Source organism: Bacteroides graminisolvens DSM 19988 = JCM 15093 (assembly GCF_000428125.1).
Taxonomy (GTDB): domain Bacteria; phylum Bacteroidota; class Bacteroidia; order Bacteroidales; family Bacteroidaceae; genus Bacteroides; species Bacteroides graminisolvens.
In genome coordinates this window covers 347,169-367,538 of sequence record NZ_ATZI01000001.1, presented here as the reverse complement: position 1 = coordinate 367,538, position 20,370 = coordinate 347,169, and the positions used below count along the sequence as shown (strand labels likewise).

At 37.7% G+C, this 20,370-nt stretch carries 22 protein-coding genes; 4 read left to right on the top strand and 18 right to left on the bottom strand.

Translation table 11 applies throughout. The annotated features are described in order from the left end of the window. Window position 1: 1 nt before the first annotated feature. Together rimP and C511_RS0101495 are read right to left on the bottom strand one after the other, a co-directional pair. Window positions 2-469 carry a ribosome assembly cofactor RimP gene (gene rimP, locus C511_RS0101500; RefSeq protein WP_024995408.1) on the bottom strand — a complete coding sequence of 156 codons (468 nt, stop codon included), beginning with the start codon at window positions 467-469 and terminating at the stop codon, window positions 2-4. Between the two features lie 140 nt (window positions 470-609). Further along, window positions 610-1,803: an esterase gene (locus tag C511_RS0101495; protein WP_394356816.1), complete on the bottom strand. Its 1,194-nt coding sequence runs from the start codon at window positions 1,801-1,803 to the stop codon at window positions 610-612. A 115-nt stretch (window positions 1,804-1,918) separates the two neighbouring features. Here C511_RS0101495 and C511_RS0101490 point away from each other — a divergent pair, with 115 nt between their 5' ends. Then, a complete protein-coding gene (locus C511_RS0101490; protein ID WP_024995410.1) occupies window positions 1,919-2,314 on the top strand; it encodes a hypothetical protein in 396 nt (131 codons plus the stop codon). 13 nt (window positions 2,315-2,327) lie between these two features. On the opposite strand, the gene C511_RS0101485 is transcribed toward C511_RS0101490, so the two are convergent. Next, a complete protein-coding gene (locus tag C511_RS0101485) occupies window positions 2,328-3,026 on the bottom strand; it encodes a YgjP family zinc-dependent metalloprotease (protein ID WP_024995411.1) in 699 nt (232 codons plus the stop codon). 283 nt (window positions 3,027-3,309) lie between these two features. On the opposite strand from C511_RS0101485, the gene C511_RS0101480 reads away from it, so the two are divergent. Together C511_RS0101480 and C511_RS0101475 are read left to right on the top strand one after the other, a co-directional pair. Further along, window positions 3,310-4,047 (top strand): head GIN domain-containing protein, encoded by a 738-nt coding sequence (locus C511_RS0101480; RefSeq protein WP_024995412.1) that lies wholly within the window; start codon window positions 3,310-3,312, stop codon window positions 4,045-4,047. 13 nt (window positions 4,048-4,060) lie between these two features. Then, window positions 4,061-4,846 (top strand): head GIN domain-containing protein, encoded by a 786-nt coding sequence (locus tag C511_RS0101475; RefSeq protein ID WP_024995413.1) that lies wholly within the window; start codon window positions 4,061-4,063, stop codon window positions 4,844-4,846. Window positions 4,847-5,078: 232 nt separating this feature from the next. Here C511_RS0101475 and C511_RS0101470 read toward each other — a convergent pair whose 3' ends face one another. The 8 genes from C511_RS0101470 to C511_RS0101435 all read right to left on the bottom strand — a co-directional run bounded on the left by C511_RS0101470 (window position 5,079) and on the right by C511_RS0101435 (window position 11,266). After that, entirely contained in the window at window positions 5,079-5,561 is a 483-nt protein-coding gene (locus C511_RS0101470) for a DUF4252 domain-containing protein (RefSeq protein WP_024995414.1), read from the bottom strand. Next, window positions 5,558-6,067 carry a hypothetical protein gene (locus C511_RS0101465; RefSeq protein WP_024995415.1) on the bottom strand — a complete coding sequence of 170 codons (510 nt, stop codon included), beginning with the start codon at window positions 6,065-6,067 and terminating at the stop codon, window positions 5,558-5,560. The genes C511_RS0101470 and C511_RS0101465 overlap by 4 nt, the downstream gene beginning before the upstream one ends. Further along, window positions 6,057-6,566, bottom strand: a complete 510-nt coding sequence (locus C511_RS0101460; protein ID WP_024995416.1) for an RNA polymerase sigma factor — start codon at window positions 6,564-6,566, stop codon at window positions 6,057-6,059. Before C511_RS0101460 ends, C511_RS0101465 begins: the two co-directional genes overlap by 11 nt. A gap of 60 nt (window positions 6,567-6,626) precedes the next feature. Continuing rightward, on the bottom strand, window positions 6,627-7,400 hold the full coding sequence (gene argB, locus C511_RS0101455) for an acetylglutamate kinase (protein ID WP_024995417.1): 774 nt from the start codon (window positions 7,398-7,400) through the stop codon (window positions 6,627-6,629). A gap of 108 nt (window positions 7,401-7,508) precedes the next feature. After that, window positions 7,509-9,401 (bottom strand): biosynthetic arginine decarboxylase, encoded by a 1,893-nt coding sequence (speA, locus tag C511_RS0101450; protein ID WP_024995418.1) that lies wholly within the window; start codon window positions 9,399-9,401, stop codon window positions 7,509-7,511. A 187-nt stretch (window positions 9,402-9,588) separates the two neighbouring features. Beyond that, window positions 9,589-10,119: a shikimate kinase gene (locus C511_RS0101445; protein WP_024995419.1), complete on the bottom strand. Its 531-nt coding sequence runs from the start codon at window positions 10,117-10,119 to the stop codon at window positions 9,589-9,591. Window positions 10,120-10,252: 133 nt separating this feature from the next. Continuing rightward, window positions 10,253-10,855 (bottom strand): nitroreductase family protein, encoded by a 603-nt coding sequence (locus C511_RS0101440; RefSeq protein ID WP_024995420.1) that lies wholly within the window; start codon window positions 10,853-10,855, stop codon window positions 10,253-10,255. Between the two features lie 117 nt (window positions 10,856-10,972). Further along, window positions 10,973-11,266, bottom strand: coding sequence for a helix-turn-helix domain-containing protein (locus C511_RS0101435; protein ID WP_226992419.1), 294 nt, complete (start codon window positions 11,264-11,266; stop codon window positions 10,973-10,975). A 129-nt stretch (window positions 11,267-11,395) separates the two neighbouring features. Between C511_RS0101435 and C511_RS0101430 the strand changes: the two genes are divergently transcribed. Continuing rightward, a complete protein-coding gene (locus C511_RS0101430; RefSeq protein ID WP_024995422.1) occupies window positions 11,396-12,019 on the top strand; it encodes a ribonuclease H1 domain-containing protein in 624 nt (207 codons plus the stop codon). 9 nt (window positions 12,020-12,028) lie between these two features. On the opposite strand, the gene C511_RS0101425 is transcribed toward C511_RS0101430, so the two are convergent. From C511_RS0101425 to C511_RS0101395, 7 genes are all read right to left on the bottom strand, one after another. Then, window positions 12,029-13,861: an ABC transporter ATP-binding protein gene (locus C511_RS0101425; RefSeq protein ID WP_024995423.1), complete on the bottom strand. Its 1,833-nt coding sequence runs from the start codon at window positions 13,859-13,861 to the stop codon at window positions 12,029-12,031. A 13-nt stretch (window positions 13,862-13,874) separates the two neighbouring features. Further along, on the bottom strand, window positions 13,875-15,068 hold the full coding sequence (locus C511_RS0101420; RefSeq protein ID WP_024995424.1) for a glycosyltransferase: 1,194 nt from the start codon (window positions 15,066-15,068) through the stop codon (window positions 13,875-13,877). Continuing rightward, window positions 15,068-16,048, bottom strand: coding sequence for a glycosyltransferase family 8 protein (locus tag C511_RS15980; RefSeq protein ID WP_024995425.1), 981 nt, complete (start codon window positions 16,046-16,048; stop codon window positions 15,068-15,070). The genes C511_RS0101420 and C511_RS15980 overlap by 1 nt, the downstream gene beginning before the upstream one ends. 7 nt (window positions 16,049-16,055) lie before the next feature. Continuing rightward, window positions 16,056-16,865 carry a glycosyltransferase family 2 protein gene (locus C511_RS0101410; protein WP_024995426.1) on the bottom strand — a complete coding sequence of 270 codons (810 nt, stop codon included), beginning with the start codon at window positions 16,863-16,865 and terminating at the stop codon, window positions 16,056-16,058. A gap of 151 nt (window positions 16,866-17,016) precedes the next feature. Beyond that, window positions 17,017-18,705, bottom strand: a complete 1,689-nt coding sequence (locus C511_RS0101405; protein ID WP_051260426.1) for an ISL3 family transposase — start codon at window positions 18,703-18,705, stop codon at window positions 17,017-17,019. Between the two features lie 99 nt (window positions 18,706-18,804). Further along, window positions 18,805-19,320, bottom strand: a complete 516-nt coding sequence (locus C511_RS0101400) for an adenylyltransferase/cytidyltransferase family protein (protein ID WP_024995428.1) — start codon at window positions 19,318-19,320, stop codon at window positions 18,805-18,807. Window positions 19,321-19,322: 2 nt separating this feature from the next. Then, a complete protein-coding gene (locus C511_RS0101395; RefSeq protein ID WP_024995429.1) occupies window positions 19,323-20,366 on the bottom strand; it encodes a pyridoxal-phosphate-dependent aminotransferase family protein in 1,044 nt (347 codons plus the stop codon). Window positions 20,367-20,370: the final 4 nt, after the last annotated feature.

Genomic DNA, 20,370 nt, shown 5'->3' with positions numbered 1-20,370 from the left:
ATTATTTAAAACTAATTAAGTATTTAGTGTATTTTATCTGATCATAGGCGAAAGCTTCATCTTCTTCTTCCACTTTCGGACGTTTACTTCCCTCAACCTTTTTCTTCTTTTGTACGCTAACAACAAACTTATCTTCGTCAGCATCCTTAAGAACCCCAATAAGTTTTCGCCCTTCTTTGGTAAGAACCTCAACATCACACCCGATGTGAATACGGTACTGTTGCAAAACCTTAAAAGGTTGACCGATACCTGCTGAACCAACTTCTAGTTCATAATCTTCTTCCTCTCGATTAAGCTTGGATTCAATGAACCTGCTTAAATCAACACAATCTTCTATCCAGACACCTTCTGCGTGGTCAATCTCTACCACAATCTTGTCATCCGGACTAACCGTCACCTCTACCAAAAAGTAGTCTTTTCCTTCAAGCCACTCTTCAACAATCTGACATACAGTTCTTTTTTCTATCATGGAATAATTATATGAGAACAAAAAAAGGAGCCTAATCGCCCCTCCACCTTTCATCCGTTTCGAGCGCAAAGATACAAATAATCCGTTCGATTACAAAATATTAGCAAAAAAAAGTAAGATACAACAAACAAGCCACTCATTTAATGAAATAGCATCGGAACAAATTCGGTCAGATAGATCCGCCAATTTCTCCAGATATGCCCTTCATCTGTTTCATAGTATGTATATTTAAACCCTTTTTCATTAAGCATTTTTCGGTATTCTTCGTTTGCTTTATAAAGAAAATCTGTTTTACCAATTGCAATCCAATAAAGCTTTGGATTCTTATTGAATTGCATCTTCAATTTATTCTCCGTATTGTCATAAACCGAAGACTTAACCTGCTTATCAGGCATTATTGCTGCCGAGAAAAGCCCTACATAATCAAACATATCAGGATATTGTTTTGAAATATGCAATGAATGAAAACCTCCCATCGATAAACCTGCAATGGCTCTACCTGACTTACGTTTTACAGTCCGGTAAGTAGCATCGATAAAATTAACGACATCAGGGAAACTTTCTTCCATTGATCCATCCATCGTTTTAGGTAATTGCATGGTAGGCACAATATAACCCAAAGAAGACTCACCGGGAGCTGCTTCTTGAGACACGTTACCATTCGTCATAACAACGATCATGGGTTTAGCTTTACCCGCTGCAATGAGATTGTCAAGTATCTGACTAGCTCTACCTAATGCCAGCCAAGCTTCTTCATCACCTCCCATACCGTGAAGCAAATAGAATACCGGATATCTCTTATTGCTTTCTTCATAACCTGCCGGGGTATAAACAGCCAACCGTCTATTCATTTTCAGAGAAGGACTCCAATACCAACGGCGTGACACGGTCCCATGGTTTACAGAATTAACTTTATACAAATCAGCTCTTGCGCCTCCTACAATAAACACATTGAAAACTGTAGCTACATCACGAATCAAATAGACATTAGCTGGATCTGTAGTTTTCAATCCATCAACAATAAATGAATAATTGTAAAGTTCTGGCAGTAAAGGAAGTGGGGTGGTATATTCCCAAACACCTTCTTTTCCTTCTTTCAAATCTGCTATTCCGGGAACATCATACTTTCCATATGCTGATTCAGAATGCTGCATAGGTAGAAAATCTCCGGTAATCTGTACTCTGACAGCTTTAGGAGCTCTCATGCGAAAGGTTACAGTATTATCAGAGTGAATTTCAGGAGAAACAATCGGTTTATCTCCCCACAAAGTCTGCTGAGCATAAGCATCAACAAAAACAAAAAACAGCAAGGTTAACAAAAGTCTTTTTATCATCTGCTTTCATATTTAATCATTATCCACAAAAATAGTTATTTCGCACAAATTACTAAATCAATTAACAGAGAATTATTATCTTTACCTCAAAATAGAAATAATAAAGTATCGTTTCATGACCAAACATCTTAATACCAACAAACAATTTATGGTAGGCAATGGCATTTTAGCATTTGCCGTTATCATCGTAGTTGTAATCTTTGTGTACATGAGCATGAAGTTACAACAAGACAAAAAAAACGAGCGTACATTCATGGAGACGTACACATTCGTATTGGTTAAGGGGTTTGCTGGCGACTCTCTTTCTCTGTTTGTAAACGATAGTCTAATCATTAACAAGCAAGTTAAAGAAGAACCTATCACAATTGGAACGGCACGTTTTGCAGACCAAAGTGCACTAATGATTGTTAACAACGCAACAGAAAGTGTTTCAACATTCGACCTCAGTGAAAAAGGAGGTACTTACCGTTTTGAAAAAGATGTTGATGGCATTAAATTGCTACCTCAATAACAATGTATTTGCGCTAAATATCCGTTTTGTACTTTCGTAGTTCTTCACGTAATTCGTGCGCCTGCCCGCTAGTTACACTGTTAAGTATCGACCAAAACTTTTCGCCATGGTTCATTTCACGAGTATGACAAAGTTCATGTAATAACACATAATCTATCAGATGTTGAGGCAAAAGGACTAAAAAATAAGAAAGATTTATCCCTCGTTTGGCCGAACAACTACCCCACCGTCCTTTGCTGGAGTTGATTTTAACACTTTCATAGGTAAAACCATATTTTTGGGCTAACATATAAAGTCTTGGTGGCAGAATGATTTTTGCATTGCGACGAAGAGCTTCCTCAATTACTTTTCGAAGCCAAGTTTGTAATTTATCATCTTGAAAATCAGCGTTAGAAGGACATATTATTTTCATCTGACCCAATTCTGAATGTGCCAGAAACCGATCACGATTTCCGTGTATTAACGACAGCTTAAAAAAGGGCGTATCTAGATTATAACTCAAATCAATACGAGTACGCACTAACTTATTTTTTGCCACTATTAGCTTAGGACGCAACTGTTCAATGGCAGCTGCTACTTCTTTTGTTGAAGTATGGGGAGGTACGGATATAACAATTTCATTATTCTTCGTACGAAAAATAAGACGCCTGGCCCGCGCATTTACATGAACAACTAGACGTCCCAACTCTTTATCTTCAATAACTTTATCCAATGATAATTCTTTTATGTACGGGTATCCGTTAATCGTTAATATAAATTTCGGTTTTTAAAACCAAGTTCCCTATATGGGAAGACCGTCGATCAAATATCAGCATCTTTATGCTTTTAACAAAAAACATAGCATACAAAATAAATTCTTTTTTTGTTTAATCGCAAACCAAATCAGCAATTAAATAAAAGTTTGCACTTACATCTTAAAAAAAATAATTCATGTCTTGCAACTTTTAGGAAGTCTGTTGCGTCTAATAATAAAACATCTAAAAAACTTAGAAAAAATGAAAGCCTCAATCAAATTAATTTTATCAGCCGTCACTATCACCTTGTTGATTAGCAGTTGTACCATTTGGGAAGATGGCATCAGGCCCAGCAAGCATTACATTACCCGCAGCTATAATATTGGCGATTTCAATAAAATAGATGCTTCAACCGTAGCAAGCATCCATTATGTACAGTCGGCCGATAGTAGTACATCTCTGGAGATATATGGCTCAGATAACATCGTTCCGCTTATAAAAGTGTATGTTGAAAACGGCACGCTTTATCTTACTACGAAAAAAAACAAGAAGATCAATAACTCCGGAAAACTTAAGATACAAATAAAAACGCCTGACCTACATGCTATCTACTTTAAAGGAGTAGGTGATATATACGTTGACAGCGGATTAAGAACCCAGTCACTTGAAGTAGAAAGTAAGGGGGTCGGTAACATTAAAATAAAAAACTTAGTTTGCGAATCAGTGAACATCAATTCATTGGGCGTTGGAGATGTCGAAATAGAAGGAACAGCCCAAACAGTAACATTGCGTTCAAAAGGTGTAGGTAACATTGAAGCTGATGAGCTCAAAGCTCAAAACGTAGAAGCCTCATCAATGGGTATTGGTAGCATTTCATGCTTCGCTGCTAATAAATTAAATGCTTCTGTTAAGGGCATAGGTGGAATTAATTACAAAGGGAACCCTGAGCACAAGAATCTAAGCAAAGGAGGAATTGGATCAATTAATGCAATAAACTAAATAAATAATTATCATGAAAAAAGGGATAATACAAGGTACAATATGTGCAGTCATTCTGTTAGCAGCAACTGCTTGCCTACAAGCAAAGAAAGTTATTGGGAACAAGAATTACATAACCAGAGAGATAAAAACAGAGCAATTCGAACATATCAAACTATCAGGTAGTCCGGACGTTATCTACAAACAAATATCGGGTTCACCCAAAGTGCTAATTTATGCCCCCGATAACGTTATTGACTTAATTGAAATCAAAGTGGTCAATAATACTTTAATGATTAAATTCCGCGACAATATAAGTCTCTTAAATTGTGACAAGCTCGAGATTAGGGTAAGTAGTCCCAGTCTGGAAAGCACATCAATTCAAGGGTCGGGTGACATTGTTTTGGCAAATGGTATTAAAAATACGAACAAAGATTTCAAACTATCCATATCAGGATCGGGAGACATTGAAGGAAAGCAGATATATTGCGCCAACCTTGATTTATCAATTAATGGTTCAGGAGACATTGAGTTAGACCATATTGTAGCCAATCATGTAGAAAGTAAGATAACCGGATCAGGAGATATCACACTTGAAGGTAAAGCAAAAACTGCAAATTATGGCATCTCAGGTTCAGGAGATATTGAAGCTAATAAATTAATGGTAAATACAGTGCACGCAAAGATTAGCGGATCTGGTGACATAACATGCTTTGCAACACAGAGTTTGAGCGGTGGAGTTAGCGGTAGCGGTACAGTAAGTTATCGGGGTAATCCTAAGAACATTGAATTCTCAAGAAAAGGACTCAGGAAACTATAACAATAACTACTCTCTTAAATAAACCTGGAAACATACAGGTTGTCAATAGTGTAAAGGAGGGGTTCGTGAGAATACCTCCTAAAATAAAAAGAAGATTACAGCCTCTCGCTGTAACCTTCTTTTTATTTAGTTAGTTATTTACAAAAATTAGAGAGGGGTGAAACTTCACAGTTTCGAATTGTTTTAATAAAGCACACTAACTATATTTAAAGCAAATGAAAATGTTACATCTTTAAGAATGCTTTTGTTTCATAGAACCTGCCAACTTAGAGATAAATTCAGAACTCATTGTCCCCGTAAAATTTATCACTGTAAAGTGAGTATTTTCATGAATAAGCATTACCAATTCTATTATTGCATCGTTTTTCTTTCTGATCATAATCTGACAATTTTCAGATTTGTCACTAAAAGAAAGAAACGGCTCAAATCTATTTGAATTCTTATGCATTACCTTCAATGCATCATCATAGTAATATTTACCTTTCACCTTGGAAGAAAGCATTTGCATACTTTTGAGATTAGCAATAATCTGCAATACATCTTCGTCTTTCTGCTCATCATTCTTCAAAATCTCCTCCATCATTTTGGGGCTAATTGTCACACAAGAGAGATTAGTATCCGATTTGTGTGCTGCCAAAAATCTACTGGCAAAATCTTGAGCCGAAACAAACATCGCTAATAGCGATAAGGTATTTATTAATATAAATCGTTTCATTCTTTAATCATCTCAACTTTAGCATCTACACTATCAGCCAAATGTTGTTCTTGAGATTTATTAATCCCTTCGGATAGCATCATCAATGCAGAGGAAACTTCTTTATAAGCAACTTCCGGATCGTCATATGTATCCTGATATGTTTCATAATTATAATCTAACTGGTCATTTCCAAAGAAAGTATGCTGGGCTACATTTCCCAAAGACACCATCACCGCAATCACAGCCGCAGCTTTAAGAACAGGCATAAAACGACCTATCAGAGTAAGCTTCCGAGCCCTAACCACAGGCTTTTCAACTTCAGCAAGAACCCTTGCATCAAAATCTGTACTCAAACCAACTTCCTGTTGCAATTGTTGATATACAAAAAGATCTCTATACTTGAGCAAATGTGCCGGTATATCCTTATGCATCATAAAGAACGAGCGCAGTTGTTCTTCCTCTATCAAAGAGGTGTCGCAACGCCAATATTGCTCCAAAAGCTGTTCTATATACTTATAATCCATATCCTTCAATCTCCGTATATCTTTGTTTTACTTTTTGTCTTGCTCTAAAGAGGTTTACTTTAACTTGTTCCTCTGTTAAATGCAAAACATCTGCAATTTCTTTGTATGATTCTCCTTCAATATCTCTAAGTTGCATAATAAGACGTTGTTTCTCAGGAAGTTCATTTATAAGACGATGAATTATTGCCATTCGCTCTTGTATAACCAATTGATCATACGGTCCTAATTCATCATTCGCTTCTTCCATTTCCGAAGTCAGTTCCACATGCTGGGCCTCTTTCTTCTGACTGCGATCAATCGCCAAATTCCGAGCAATGACCAAACAGTAAGCTTCAATTGATTCAAACTGAGACCACTCTTCACGCTTATTCCAAACCCGAATCATCGTATCCTGCACAACATCTTCCGCTTCGGCTCTATCCAGAGTTATCCGGAGCGCCAACCGAAAGAGTTTATCTTTCAATGGCAATATGTCGTTACGGAAGCTTATTTCTTGCATCTCTATAATAATGACGGGTTCATAATTGAAAAGTTACACTCCTCTCTACTTTTTTTCGAATTATTTTTTAATTCGAGTTCCATCAGATTCATTAATGGCTGATGCTAAGGTAATTACAACTTGAGAAACACCTGCATCAATGGCACCAAAAGCATTCTCCAGCTTAGGAATCATTCCCCCTTGAATAACTCCTTCTGACACATATTGCTTAAACTCATCTCTATTAATAGAGGAAATTACACTATCATCATCATTTTCATCACGTAAAACACCCTTCTTCTCAAAGCAATAGATAAGAGTCACATCGAAAACAGATGAAAGAGCTTTAGCAACTTCTCCTGCAATGGTATCAGCATTTGTATTCAACATATTCCCATTACCATCATGCGTAAGGGGCGCCATCACAGGCACAACTTCACTCCGAAGTAGCTCTGTTAGAGATACCGCATCCACCTTCTCGACATCGCCCACATATCCATAATCAATGTCTTTGACAGGACGCTTCACCGATCTGATCAAATCCATATCTGCTCCAGTTAGCCCCAATGCATTAACACCTCTGGCTTGCAAACCTGCTACAATAGTCTTGTTTACCAAACCGCCATACACCATTGTCACCACTTTTAAAGTTTCAACATCGGTAATTCGCCGGCCATTCACCATTTGACTTTCAATGCCCAATTGAGAAGCTATTTTTGTCGCTGATCGTCCGCCTCCATGGACCAATACTTTGCACCCTTCTAATTTTGTAAAATCATTCAATAAGGCATTAAGCGAGCTTTCCTCTTCAACCACTTTGCCTCCCACTTTGATCACGGTGAGTTTTTTTTTCATTTTTTCAGGTCATTAAAAGCAAAAACATGCGTTCTGCATCTTCATAATAGTTTTATAAAGTTACAAAACGCATGTGATGCGTCTTTAGATTATTTATTTGTCTTTTAATTATTCAAGATAAGTGTATCCATACAGCCCGGAGCGATAATTCGACAAGAACTCTTTTCCTTCTTCTACTGTAATTCTACCTTCTTTCACAGATTTAGTGACCCATGTTTCCAGTGTACGCACTAATTTTTTAGGGCTATACTGTACATAATCCAATACCTCAGCTACTGTTTCACCATCAATAATCTGCTCAATATTATATCCTTTATCGCTTACCGAAACGTGCACTGCATTGGTGTCACCAAACAAGTTATGCATATCGCCCAGAATTTCTTGATAAGCTCCAACTAAAAAGACACCCATATAATAAGGATCCTTAGATTTTAAGCTATGAACCGGCAAGTAATGCGACACATTTTTAGTTGAGATAAAATTGGCAATCTTGCCATCCGAATCACAAGTTATATCTTGAAGAGTAGCTGCCCTGTCAGGCCGTTCATCCAGTCTATGAATAGGCATAATAGGAAATATCTGATCTATTGCCCATGAATCTGGTAACGACTGAAAAAGCGAGAAGTTACAGAAGTATTTATCAGCCAACAATTTAGACAGTCCCCTAAATTCATCAGGAGCATGTTTCAGCCCCGAAGCTATTTGGTGAATTTCACGTGTGATTGACCAATATAATCTCTCAATTTGTGCACGAGTCTTAAGATCAACAATGCCGTGACTGAATAAGTCAAGTGCTTCTTCTCTGATCTGTTGCGCATCGTGCCATGCCTCAAGCATTTTATTTTGGTTCAATGCATTCCATATACTGTATAATTCTTGAACCAATTCATGATCTTTGTCAGTGATCTCTTCATCTTCATCCCAATCAGGAAGTGAAGTCGTTTCAAGTACCTCAAAGATAAGAACTGAATGATGAGCGGTTAACGCCCTTCCACTTTCTGTTATAATATTTGGGTGAGGGATACCATTCTTATCACTTGCATCAACCAAAGTAGAGATTGAATCGTTTACATATTCCTGAATAGAATAATTCACACTACTTTCACTACTTGACGACCTTGTTCCGTCATAGTCAACGCCTAGTCCACCACCAATATCAACAAACTCCACATTAAATCCCATAGCATGAAGCTGCACATAAAACTGAGAAGCCTCTCTCAATGCAGTTTTAATACGACGGATTTTAGTAACCTGACTACCTATATGAAAATGAATCAACTTCAAGCAGTCTTTCATCTCTTTTTTTTCCATAAAATCGAGTGCCTCCAATAATTCACTGGAAGTTAATCCAAATTTACTTGCATCTCCACCCGATTCTTCCCATTTTCCACTTCCGGAAGAAGCCAACTTTATGCGTATACCAATATTAGGTAAAACATTCAACTGCTTCGCCATTTTTGCTATCAGACGAAGTTCGTTAAGTTTTTCAACGACTAAAAAAATTCGTTTGCCCATTTTCTGAGCAAGCAGTGCAAGCTCAATGTAACTCTCATCTTTGTAACCGTTACATATAATAAGGGAATCAGAATCTGTATTTACAGCTATTACCGCATGTAACTCAGGTTTAGAACCTGCCTCTAGTCCCAAATTGAACTTTTTACCGTGACTGATAATCTCTTCAACTACAGGACGCATTTGATTCACTTTAATCGGATAAATTATAAAGTTTTGCGCTTTATAACCATACTCTTCAGAAGCCTGTTGGAAGCAACGAGCCGTTTTCTCAATACGATTGTCCAAAATATCAGGAAAACGTATCAACATGGGCAAAGCAACATCTCTCAACTGCAACTCGTCAATCAATTCTTTCAAATCAACACCCACCCCGTCTTTACGAGGTGTTACAACAACATGTCCTTTCGAATTAATACCAAAGTACGAAGTACCCCAACCAGTAATGTTATAGAGTTCCTCAGAATCTTCAATACGCCATTTTCTCATTTTCTATTTATCAGTCGTTATTTATGAATAATGGGGCAAAAATACGGATAAATATATAGTATTCAATCAAATACCTTTCGTTTTTTGCATTTTTACGCTAATTAAGAAAGGGAAATGCACTATTATAGCAGTATTAAGCAGACATCTACTAATAAAAATGCAATTCAAATACGATCTATAAAAATATTTATTCCAAACCAATGAGCTTACTCAAGTGGATCACAGAGTTTTCTATCTGATGATAATCTTCCAATTCATCCGCATTGAATATATATTGCGCCTGATTGTAAAAAGAAGCACGATTCTGAAGGGCTGATACAATAAAGGAAGACAATTCATCATCACTCTTACCTTTTAGTATGGGGCGTTGTTGTTTAGCTACCCGTAAACGTTGAAAAAGAATTTCAGCTTTTACATTAAGAAAAACAGTAATTCCGGATTTATTCATGAAATCCATATTATCAAAAAAACAAGGTGCTCCTCCTCCAGTTGAAATAATGACATTTTCGAAGTCGGCAACTTCATGCAACATGTTACGCTCCAGCTCGCGAAAACCATCTTCACCTCTTTCGGCAAAAAGTTCTTGCACTGTTTTATGAAAGCGCTCTTCAATATACCAATCTAAATCAACAAAAGAAAGATTATATTTCTTTGCGAATGCTTTGCCTAAAGTTGTTTTACCGGCTCCCATATAGCCAATTAAAAAAATACGGATCATCATGTTGCACTACATTAAGTTTGTTGCAAAGGTAATCAATTTGAATACATCCTTATATAAAACGAACAGTAAAAGCTAACAAACTTGGCAAAAAGACTGCTCAATCAGCAACACGATGATCCGTATTATCTTATTATTTAAAGACTTTTACCCGAGTCTCCAAGGTTTGAAATTCTTTTGGACCTGGTTCACCCGCGGGAGATCCAAACGGCATTTGAGCTACAAGTTTCCAAGAAGCCGGAAGATGCCAAGTAGCCGCAACTTCTTCATCAATAATAGGGTTATAGTGTTGCAACGAAGCGCCTAAACCGGCATCTTCCAACATCGTCCACACTGCAAGTTGATGCATTGCAGAAGTATGCATGGACCACACCGGGAAGTTAGTAGCATAAGCGGGGAAAGCATCCTGCAGACCTTTTACAACAGAATCGTCCTCAAAAAACAAAACAGTACCATAACCACATGAAAAACAACCATCAATTTTAGCTTCAGACTGAGCATATGCCTCGCTTGAAAGCATCTTCTTCAAAGTATCCTTCACTATACCCCACAACTTTCTATGGTTATCTCCCAGCAGTAGTACCAATCGGGCCGACTGCGAATTAAACGCTGATGGAACATGTTTTACAGCTGTATGTACAATGTGCTCGATCTCCAAATCAGAAATTGGAGTTTCGTTTTTAATGGCGTAATAACTTCTTCTGTTTATCAACGCCTCTTCGAAAGATCTACTCATAATATCTTTATTTAGGTTTTACAGTCTTTTTATTCTCTTTTAAAAACAACTCGAAACAGGGTTTGTTCAACCCCCAAATATACTTTTATAACCTAAAGTAGCAAATCTCGTCCGATATTAATTGGAGAAATATTCCGACGGAGTTTTTCCTGTGTATTGTTTAAAATTTCTAAGAGCAGTAGCGCGCGAACGAAAACCAACATCGTAAAAAATATCCTGATAATTTGTAGACTCTTTGCTACGAACCCGTTGAATAAACTCTTCAATACGTAATGAATTAATATAAGCGCTAAAGCTCACATATCCCAATTCATGCAAAGCGCAAGACAGTGTGGTGCGGTTAGTGCAAAGTGAAGCAGCCAACATATTCAGAGAAATATCAGGGTCCCTATAATCACAAGTCAATTTCATGTGAAGAGTTATCTTTTCACATAACGAATTCTTTCTCACAAAGAAGATTTGCATCGGGGTTAAATTGTTTATCTCATTTTTTTCGTTCCTTTGTATACAAATAAAGCTATAATCAACTACCGAATTCACATGGGCAAACAAAAATATTATGTAGTTTGGAGCGGTGGCACACCGGGTATCTACAAAACGTGGAATGAGTGCCAGCTTCATACGAAAGGATATGAGGGGGCAAAATACAAATCATTCGACTCCTTGGAGGAAGCCGAACGCGCCTTGGGCTCATCACCTTACGCCTATATAGGACAAAAGAAGAAGTTAGCAGCAACAAGATCAGCATCTTTGCCTGAAGCCGTTAACGATAATGCCCTTGCAGTTGACGCAGCCTGTAGTGGCAACCCTGGTCCTATGGAATACAGAGGCGTTCACATTGCAAGCCGACAAGAAGTCTTTCATTTTGGACCGCTAAAAGGAACCAATAACATTGGTGAGTTTTTAGCCATTGTGCACGGACTAGCATTAATTAAACAAAAAGGATACAATATGCCTCTGTACAGTGACAGTGCCAATGCCATTAGTTGGGTGAAACAAAAAAAGTGCAAAACAAAACTGCCACGCACATCAGAAACTGAGTATCTTTTTGAGCTCATAGAACGCGCCGAAAAATGGCTCAAAGAAAACAAGTATTCCACCCCTATCCTAAAATGGGAAACCAAAGAATGGGGAGAAATACCTGCTGATTTCGGAAGGAAATAAAAAACCCGTTTACAGACTTTGCATATCGTTTAGCTTTTTATAATATCCGTCCAATGCCAAAAGCTCTTCGTGCTTACCACGTTCTACAATTTCACCTTCATAAACCACGCAGATTTCATCAGCATTCTTAATGGTTGAAAGACGGTGAGCAATTGCAATAGTCGTTCTGGTTTTCATCAACCTTTCCAGTGCTTCCTGAACCAAACGTTCAGACTCCGTATCGAGCGCAGAGGTGGCTTCATCGAGAATTAATATAGGCGGATTTTTCAAAATAGCTCGGGCAATACTGATGCGTTGACGCTGTCCTCCCGAAAGTTTGCTTCCTCTATCGCCTATATTAGTATTGTATCCGTCTTCTTTTTCCATAATAAAATCATGCGCATTAGCAATCTTCGCCGCTTCAATAACCTGTTCCATTGTTGCATGCTCCACACCAAAAGCAATATTATTAAAGAAAGTATCATTAAATAAAATAGCCTCTTGATTAACATTACCTATCAATCCTCGTAAATCACCAATCCGCACATCTTTAATATCAACACTATCAATTGTAACACATCCTTCTTGCACATCGTGATAACGTGGTAACAGATCAACCAAAGTCGATTTCCCGGAGCCCGATTGTCCAACCAAAGCAACTGTTTTCCCTTTGGGTATAGTCAGGTTCACCTTTTTAAGCACCTCTCTATTATTGTCATAACTAAAAGAAACCTCCTTGAACTCAATCTGTTCTTTCAACTCATTCAGTGGTTTTGGGTGAATGGGCTCCAATATCTTATTCTCGGCTTTCAAGATTTTATCTACCCTCTCCATAGAAGCAAGTCCTTTGGGAATATTATAGCCCGCCTTTGCAAAATCTTTCAGAGGATTAATAACACTATATAAAATAACCATGTAAAAGATAAAAGCCGGAGCATCGATAGGAGAATTTTGGCTCAAAATTAATGAGCCTCCAAACCAAAGAACCATAACAATCAATATTGTACCCAGCAATTCACTCATCGGGTGAGCCAGAGCTTGCCTCATAGCCACTTTATTAATAGCATCACGGAACTCATTACTGCATTTGGTGAAGCGATCTGTCATCTTTTTTTCTGCCACAAATGCCTTAATAATACGAAGTCCACCTAAGGTTTCTTCTAATTGCGACATCGTATCACTCCACTTTGCTTGTGCCTCAAGAGATTGTCTTTTTAACTTTTTGCCAACTGTTCCCATGATCCATCCCATCGCAGGTAATACAATCAGGGTAAAAAGAGTCAATTGCCAGCTCGTAACCACCAGTGTACCAAAATACATCAAAATTAATATCGGATTTTTGATAAGCATATCGAGGGAACTCGTTATAGAGTTTTCCACCTCGCCTACGTCACCGCTCATTCGAGCCATGATATCACCTTTGCGCTCTTCCGAGAAGAAACCTAACGGCAAACTCATTACTTTTGAATACACCAAAATACGAATATCACGCACTACACCAGTACGCAAGGGAATCATTACAGCTGATGATGCAAAGTAACAAGACGTTTTCAACATCGTCATAAACGCCAGAAACAAACCTAGATAAAACAAGGTAAGTGAAGGACCATTCTCAATGATCAGATTAGTAACGTAGTAATAAAAGTTATTAATTGCGATCTCTTTTAGTCCAACTGCCGCATCCCAAGGTATAAATTCATATACCTTATTATCCATCTTGAAAAGAATCTGCAAAATAGGAATCAACAAGGTAAAAGAGAAAATATTGAATATAGCCGAAAGCAAATTTAAAAAAACTGCCCAACCTATATATCTCTTATAAGGTGAAACGAAACGTTTCATTAACTGAAAAAACTCCTTCATATAGTTATAATTATTATTTTTGAGACACGAACAAACTATCAAACAAGCATAGCCAGGAGAGTCCGACTGCTTCTGTTGAATATTTCTTTGATTTTTGAATCACATTCATCTGCATTTCTTTTATCCTTGAGGGATTATTTAATAATGCAACAAGTGATCGGGCATATTTTCTAATAGAAAACGGAGGAATAATGTACCCGTTGACTCCCGATGGCGACAATATTTCTTTTACGCCCGCAGAACAGCCAAACGCAAATGGAATAACCCCATGTGCCTGAGCCTCTGTAAGACATAACCCCCACCCTTCAAATGTGGATGTCAAACATAACACCGTGGCTTGACTGTAATACTCTCCAACTTTGTTTGAGTATCCTTCAAACGAAATCCGGGGCAACTCCATCTCAACAGCTTTTTGCTGTAAAGTAGCACGTTCGGGACCATCTCCCACCAATACCAGCTCCCAATCGGGTAAATCAGAACAAGCCAGTTCCCATATCTTCAGTAACCGGTCAATTCTCTTATCCGCATAAGTCATTCTACCTACAAACAGAATTTGTTTCTTCTTATTTAGATTCACCTCTGTAACAGGCCTTTCCGAATTATGAATCACCCGTATTTTATTATTTTCAGATTGTACTCCCAGTTTAGAGATCAGCTTCTTTTTATACTCATCACACAAAACCGTATAAGCATCAACCGTATCATATATCTTACGATATTTCTCCAAGTACTTCTTTTCAAACTTGCCTAGCAGTTTGTATTTAGGATAACGTAATAAATGCCACTCCAGCTTTTTCGGAAAGTTTCGTGCAGATTTTCTTTTCATAATTGAAAGCTCATTCTCAACCTCCCAAAGCGGCACGCCATGATGTGCAAAAACAATTTTGCAATGTGTACGGCTACGAATGTAACTTAACGTAACTAACTCATAATGAGGCAAAATAAAAATATCAATCTCATTCTTATCTAAAGAATAAATGATAAAATCAGCATTCTCAACAGAATCAACGTTCGTTGAATCGGGTAGCAATAAAGGCTTAAAACTATTTACAGACTCAGTCGGTAATTTTTCCGATTCTAAATTACAAGTGAAAATATATGATTCGTAGTTAAAAGAAGAGATATAATTTATTATATCCATCGTTATCCTTTCGGCTCCTCCGTCAGGGAAAGAAACATGCAAAAAAGCAACTTTTCTTTTCTTCATTATCGGGTTTTATTATTGAGTAAAATCAGCGATTTTTGAGGATCAGTGATGATTTGGTTGATATCCGATGCTGTAAGAACCTTCTTACGTTTTAATTTGCATGCCCTTAAAAACAGATACCAGTAATATCTGATGTAATAATGAGCAGAAACCACAACAGGTACAACATGACAATTATACTCCCTTGCCAATTGAACATATCTTTTTCTGAACGGACTATCACAATTATGCACCCAAGGTTTCCTCCTTCCTGTAAAATGTACTATGGCCGGTTTCTCAAAAGCGGCACACAGATCATTCAGCCTTCTCTTCTGAATATCGAGTTTGGTAAAAAGGAAAAAATCCATCAGATTCCAACGAATCGGAAGAAGTTTCTTTTTATCGTAAAGCAAAGCATTGAGTACATCTTGATCATGCAACTCTATTTTATCGAAGTTCTCAGAAATATATTCCTGACACGCTTTTGATAATTGAAGCTTTCTCCAATATTTGAGATTAATAAGCATTACTCCCGAGTTAAAATACGAATAAGACTCCGGATAGCCAAGGGTACGAGGCGACTCTACATCAAACGGAGGCCTCTCTTCCACAGCCGCCACAGCAAACTCTTCTAAATCGATATTCCATAAATCGGCAATTGAGTCCATGATCAATAAATCACAATCCAGATAAAGCACTTTGTCTACAGTTTGAGGCAACAAATCAGAAATAAAAATGCGCAAATAAGCCGCCAGACTTAAATGATCTTGTTCTTTAATAGGATAATTTTCAATAAAAGAATATGGAACTTCACAAAAGACTATGTCAACACGAAAAGTTGATTCCAGTTCCTTAATTTTTTTATTTGCCGACTCTTTAACCTGGGTTTCAATGACATATACAGTAAACTCTTCATCCGGATTATTTTTAAATAATCCCAGAAGCATCAGTTTACAAAAGTCCACATAGGTATCATCTATGTTACAAACGATGTTAATCATATATAGTTTAAATACTTTTTGCCAAATTCATTCCTTTATTTATTCCGTTGGCACACCATGCCGTGCGTTGAATAATTACCTTTCTCAAAACCATGTTGTGGTACATCAATCGTTCTCTGGAAGCTTTTGTATGATACAAGTGATACTGTACTCCTCCCATTTTCAAGAATTTCTTCTTCACTCCGGAATGAATTAAACGATAAGCCATCACAGTATCTTCCTGCCCCCACATGGTCAAATCTTCGTTATACCCGTTCACCTTCAGTAAGTCGTCTCGCCAAAAAGCCATATTGCACCCTCTTAAACGAGATATTTTATTCTGTCCATACCGTTTAGCCAAGTAATTCCGAAGCATTTTGGACCTTAATCCATTGAGTGCAAAACGCAAATCTTCTTTAAAACATGACGGTTGCATTATATCCCCTTTTAAAATTTGGTCAGTAGTCTCTTCACGTAGCCACACCCTGCTGCCGCAGACAAAGTATCCCCTTTCTGCCAATTCCAAATGATCTGCAATAAAATACTTATGGAGAATGACATCTCCGTCAATTTGAATAATATAGTCACCCTTAGCCATTTCAATGGCTCTATTACGAATAGCAGCCACACGAAACCCTTTGTCTTGATGCCAAACGTGTATGATGGGTATTTGGGTTTGAAGTTTCATTTCTCGAATCATTTCCTTAGTACCATCTTGTGAACCATCATCGGCAATAAGAATTTCATCAGGTAATATGCTTTGATTAAAAACACTTTGCAGACAGGCTTTTAGGGCCTCTTTCCAGTTATAAGTAGATATTAATAAGCTCGTATGCATAGTATGAAAATTGTTATTAGATATATAAAGTTAAATACAATATTTTTGAGATACTGCATTCATGCTTATGCTATTTTATGTATAATCAGTTTATGAACGGCATATTTAGTATACTGAAATTTTCTGGTTCTTCGTCACTTTAGGTGCAACTTTATCCCGATTCATATAATACTTTGGCTCTGAGCAGGCTTATGCCTGCTCTATTATACATTTGCCTTTTTATTCCTTTTATTTTATTGACGGTCCCCTCTGCCCGTCCATTGCTTAATGGAATATCTATGGCTGCCTGTATGGCCTCTTTTTCTTTTGCAATACCATATGCAAAGTTCCTCAAGGCCTTATTAGGTGATTTTTTGGTTTTTAGAATCCACTTCTCCAAATCATTCACCTGACCTTTTCCGTTTATGATGCTTCTGAACTCTCTGCATAAATCAACTAATGCTTTGATCTGAATGGATGGTTGATCTTCTTGTCTGAGTGTATTGCTGCTGTCCCCTAATAGAAGCTTTCTTATCTGGGCTTTTGATAGTTTACAGCTTTCATTTTCATCTTTTACTTTCCGGTTTGTTTGACGCACCTGCCTTCTGTTGTCTTTATATTTTTTACGCAAGGTACACGTTATTTTGGCAATAAGAGCAGTTCCTAATACTCCTTTCATCTGCTTGGCAATGGCATACACATCAATGTACCCGTTACTGATGATCCCTGCAAGTTCTTGTGTATGCTTCAGAGCCAGTTTCTGATCAGGATTCATGTAAGAAGATAACTTTCTATTGTGCATTATCAAATAGATCTGTCGGGTTGTTTTCCCTAATTCATTGGCTATTTCTAATATGGTATATCCCAAGGATTTGAGTTTTAAACTTTTCTGATACGTTTGAAGTTTATTTCTGTGTTGGGCCTTACCCATATGAAAGATAGCCTCCAAGATCATATCTTCTGCTTCTTCTTTTGTTGGGTATTGATGATATAAGCACTTGGATGGTTTCTTTAACAAGGCAGCAACTTGGAGGGTTGCTGTGTCTATCATGTTCTTTATTAAATGAAAACGGTCGCAAATTTGGGTAGCATTGGGAATGGACCGATTGATAGCTTCAATAAAAGATGGTCCGCGATCCCGGGTGATATATTGAATCTGGGGGTTCTTACTAAACCATTGTTCTACCGTTTCACCACCACGTTCATTCAATACCGCAACAGGTTTGCCCGTCAAGTGATCCACCACTACACTCATATAAATGTGACCTTTCTTCCAAGCAAAATCATCAATACCCACATAAGTACTCTGGCAACAGGGGTTCTCTTTTCCCTGACGGTGAAGGAGTCTTAAGCAGCTCGAAGCACTGGAGGTGATGTGCAAAAGCCCAAGCAGCGAAGAGGCTCGCAAGGCGGAGGAGTTAAGCGAAACCCATAGGATCTGTTTCTCTGCAGAAAGGGTATTACGAGCATAAGGATGACAAATATCCGGTAATCTTTCTGCAAATATCTTACGTTCACAGCCGGAATTCCCGCAACGGTATTTGCCTACTTGAACTTCTAATAGCAGGGTGCGATCATAGACAGGTATATCTTGGAGATGACGAATATAGTGGCTATGTTTATGCTTGCTGTACCGGTGGCAATACGGACATTGGGCCCTACTTGTATTAGAATGCAGTTTTACCCTGATAAAAGAGTGAAATTCCTCTATCAGGCCTACTTTTAAACCCGGAACGTTTATCGTGAATCGGAAGGATTTAAATAAAGAGCTTCCAAAAATTTTGTTATTTACTTGCTTTGATTTATATTTGAATGTTGTAGATATGCTCTTGTCCATGTCATCTTTAGGATTGGTACTCATAAAGATACAAAAAACAAGGCGTATCTGCAACTTATTTTATCATAATAAACTACTGATAATCAGATAAATACAAGAAAAATAAAGCTTCAAAAACTGCACCTAAAGTGACGAAGAACCAATTTTCTCATCTTCCTTCCAATTATAGTCTAGCGCTGCCTCACGCTGTAAAGCCGCCTGAACAATCTGATTGGTGCATTCGATAATACATTTCTTAATACTGGTTGTGCTAACGCCCGGTGTATAAGGGAAATAAATTACCTTTTTGTCAGGCTGTGATTTCATCCATTCCAAGCCTTCAAGATATTTATGTTCCCAATCATCACCAATAGTCACAATGTCTATCTGTTCTTTTTTTAATTGAGCTATTTCAGTGAGCTTCACTTGTTTAACCACTTTAGTGACACACCTTAGTGAAGATATTATCCGAAAGCGTTGTTCAAAAGGAATGACGGGGTTCATCCCTTTATATTGTTCTATAAGTTCGTCTGTACTGACCCCAACGATTAGTTCATCGCCCAGGGCAGCTGATTTTTCAAGAATATTTAAATGCCCCACATGAAACAAGTCGAAGCTTCCCGATGTAAATACTCTTATTTTTTTATTTTCATTATCCATTATCAGAAGTTCATTTGTTCAATTACTTTAATTCGTCTAGCCAAATCATCGAGTTCTTCAACAGATTGCAAACCAATATGCGAAACCCTAAAATAATGAGGTGTTCCTCCTGGCATAATATAAATATCTTGCTTCAGAAGTTCTTCAAACAGATGATCGCCATTGTGATGGACGAAAAAACCTGTAATGCAGTTCGAAGGAACTTCAACCGGCATTTCCCAGCCGTTTTGGGCACAAAGCGACCTGAAATATTGAGCTTTTTGCTTACGGCTCTCAATTAGCTGCTCCACTCCTATTTGTACATACATGTTTAAGCGAGCACGCAACTGCATAAACAGGCTTGTAGCAGGACTATACGGTGTTTGTCCTCTCTTTAAGTTAGTCAGATTTTCATTAAAATCAAGATAGAATCCTTTATGAACAAATTCTTGATGCAGCATCCGTTCGGAAAGAATCACAAACGACAAGCCGGGTACTATATTCAACCCTTTCTGGCTGCTAGTAATACATACATCAATACCCAGTTCATCCATATTGAGCGGATCCGTCAAGAAAGAACTGATAACATCAACTATTAAAAAGACTTCGTACTTTTTACAAATAGCTGATATGTTGGATAAATTATATAACATACCCGTTGACGTTTCATGATGCTGACACAACAACACCTCGGGTTGCGAAACCCTTATTGCCTCCTCCAAAGCATTATAATCAATATCCTTAGCAAAGTCAACATGAAAAACATCGGCAGGACACTGATAGTAATCACACAAGTTTTTCCAGCGCATGCCAAACGACCCGCCGGCAATGACAAAAGCCTTTTGCTTGGTTGAAACAAAATTAGCAACAACAGCCTCCATAGCGGCTGTTCCCGAGGCTGTATACGGAATAACCCGACCATTTGGGCAACCTATTAACGATAATAACATCTGCTCTGAGTCTTTTACCAACTCAGAAAAAAGCCTAGTTCGCATATACGGAAACGGTTGTCCGCTGATTCGGAGTATATCTTCTTCAATATCTCCGGGAAATACATAAGATTTCATAGTA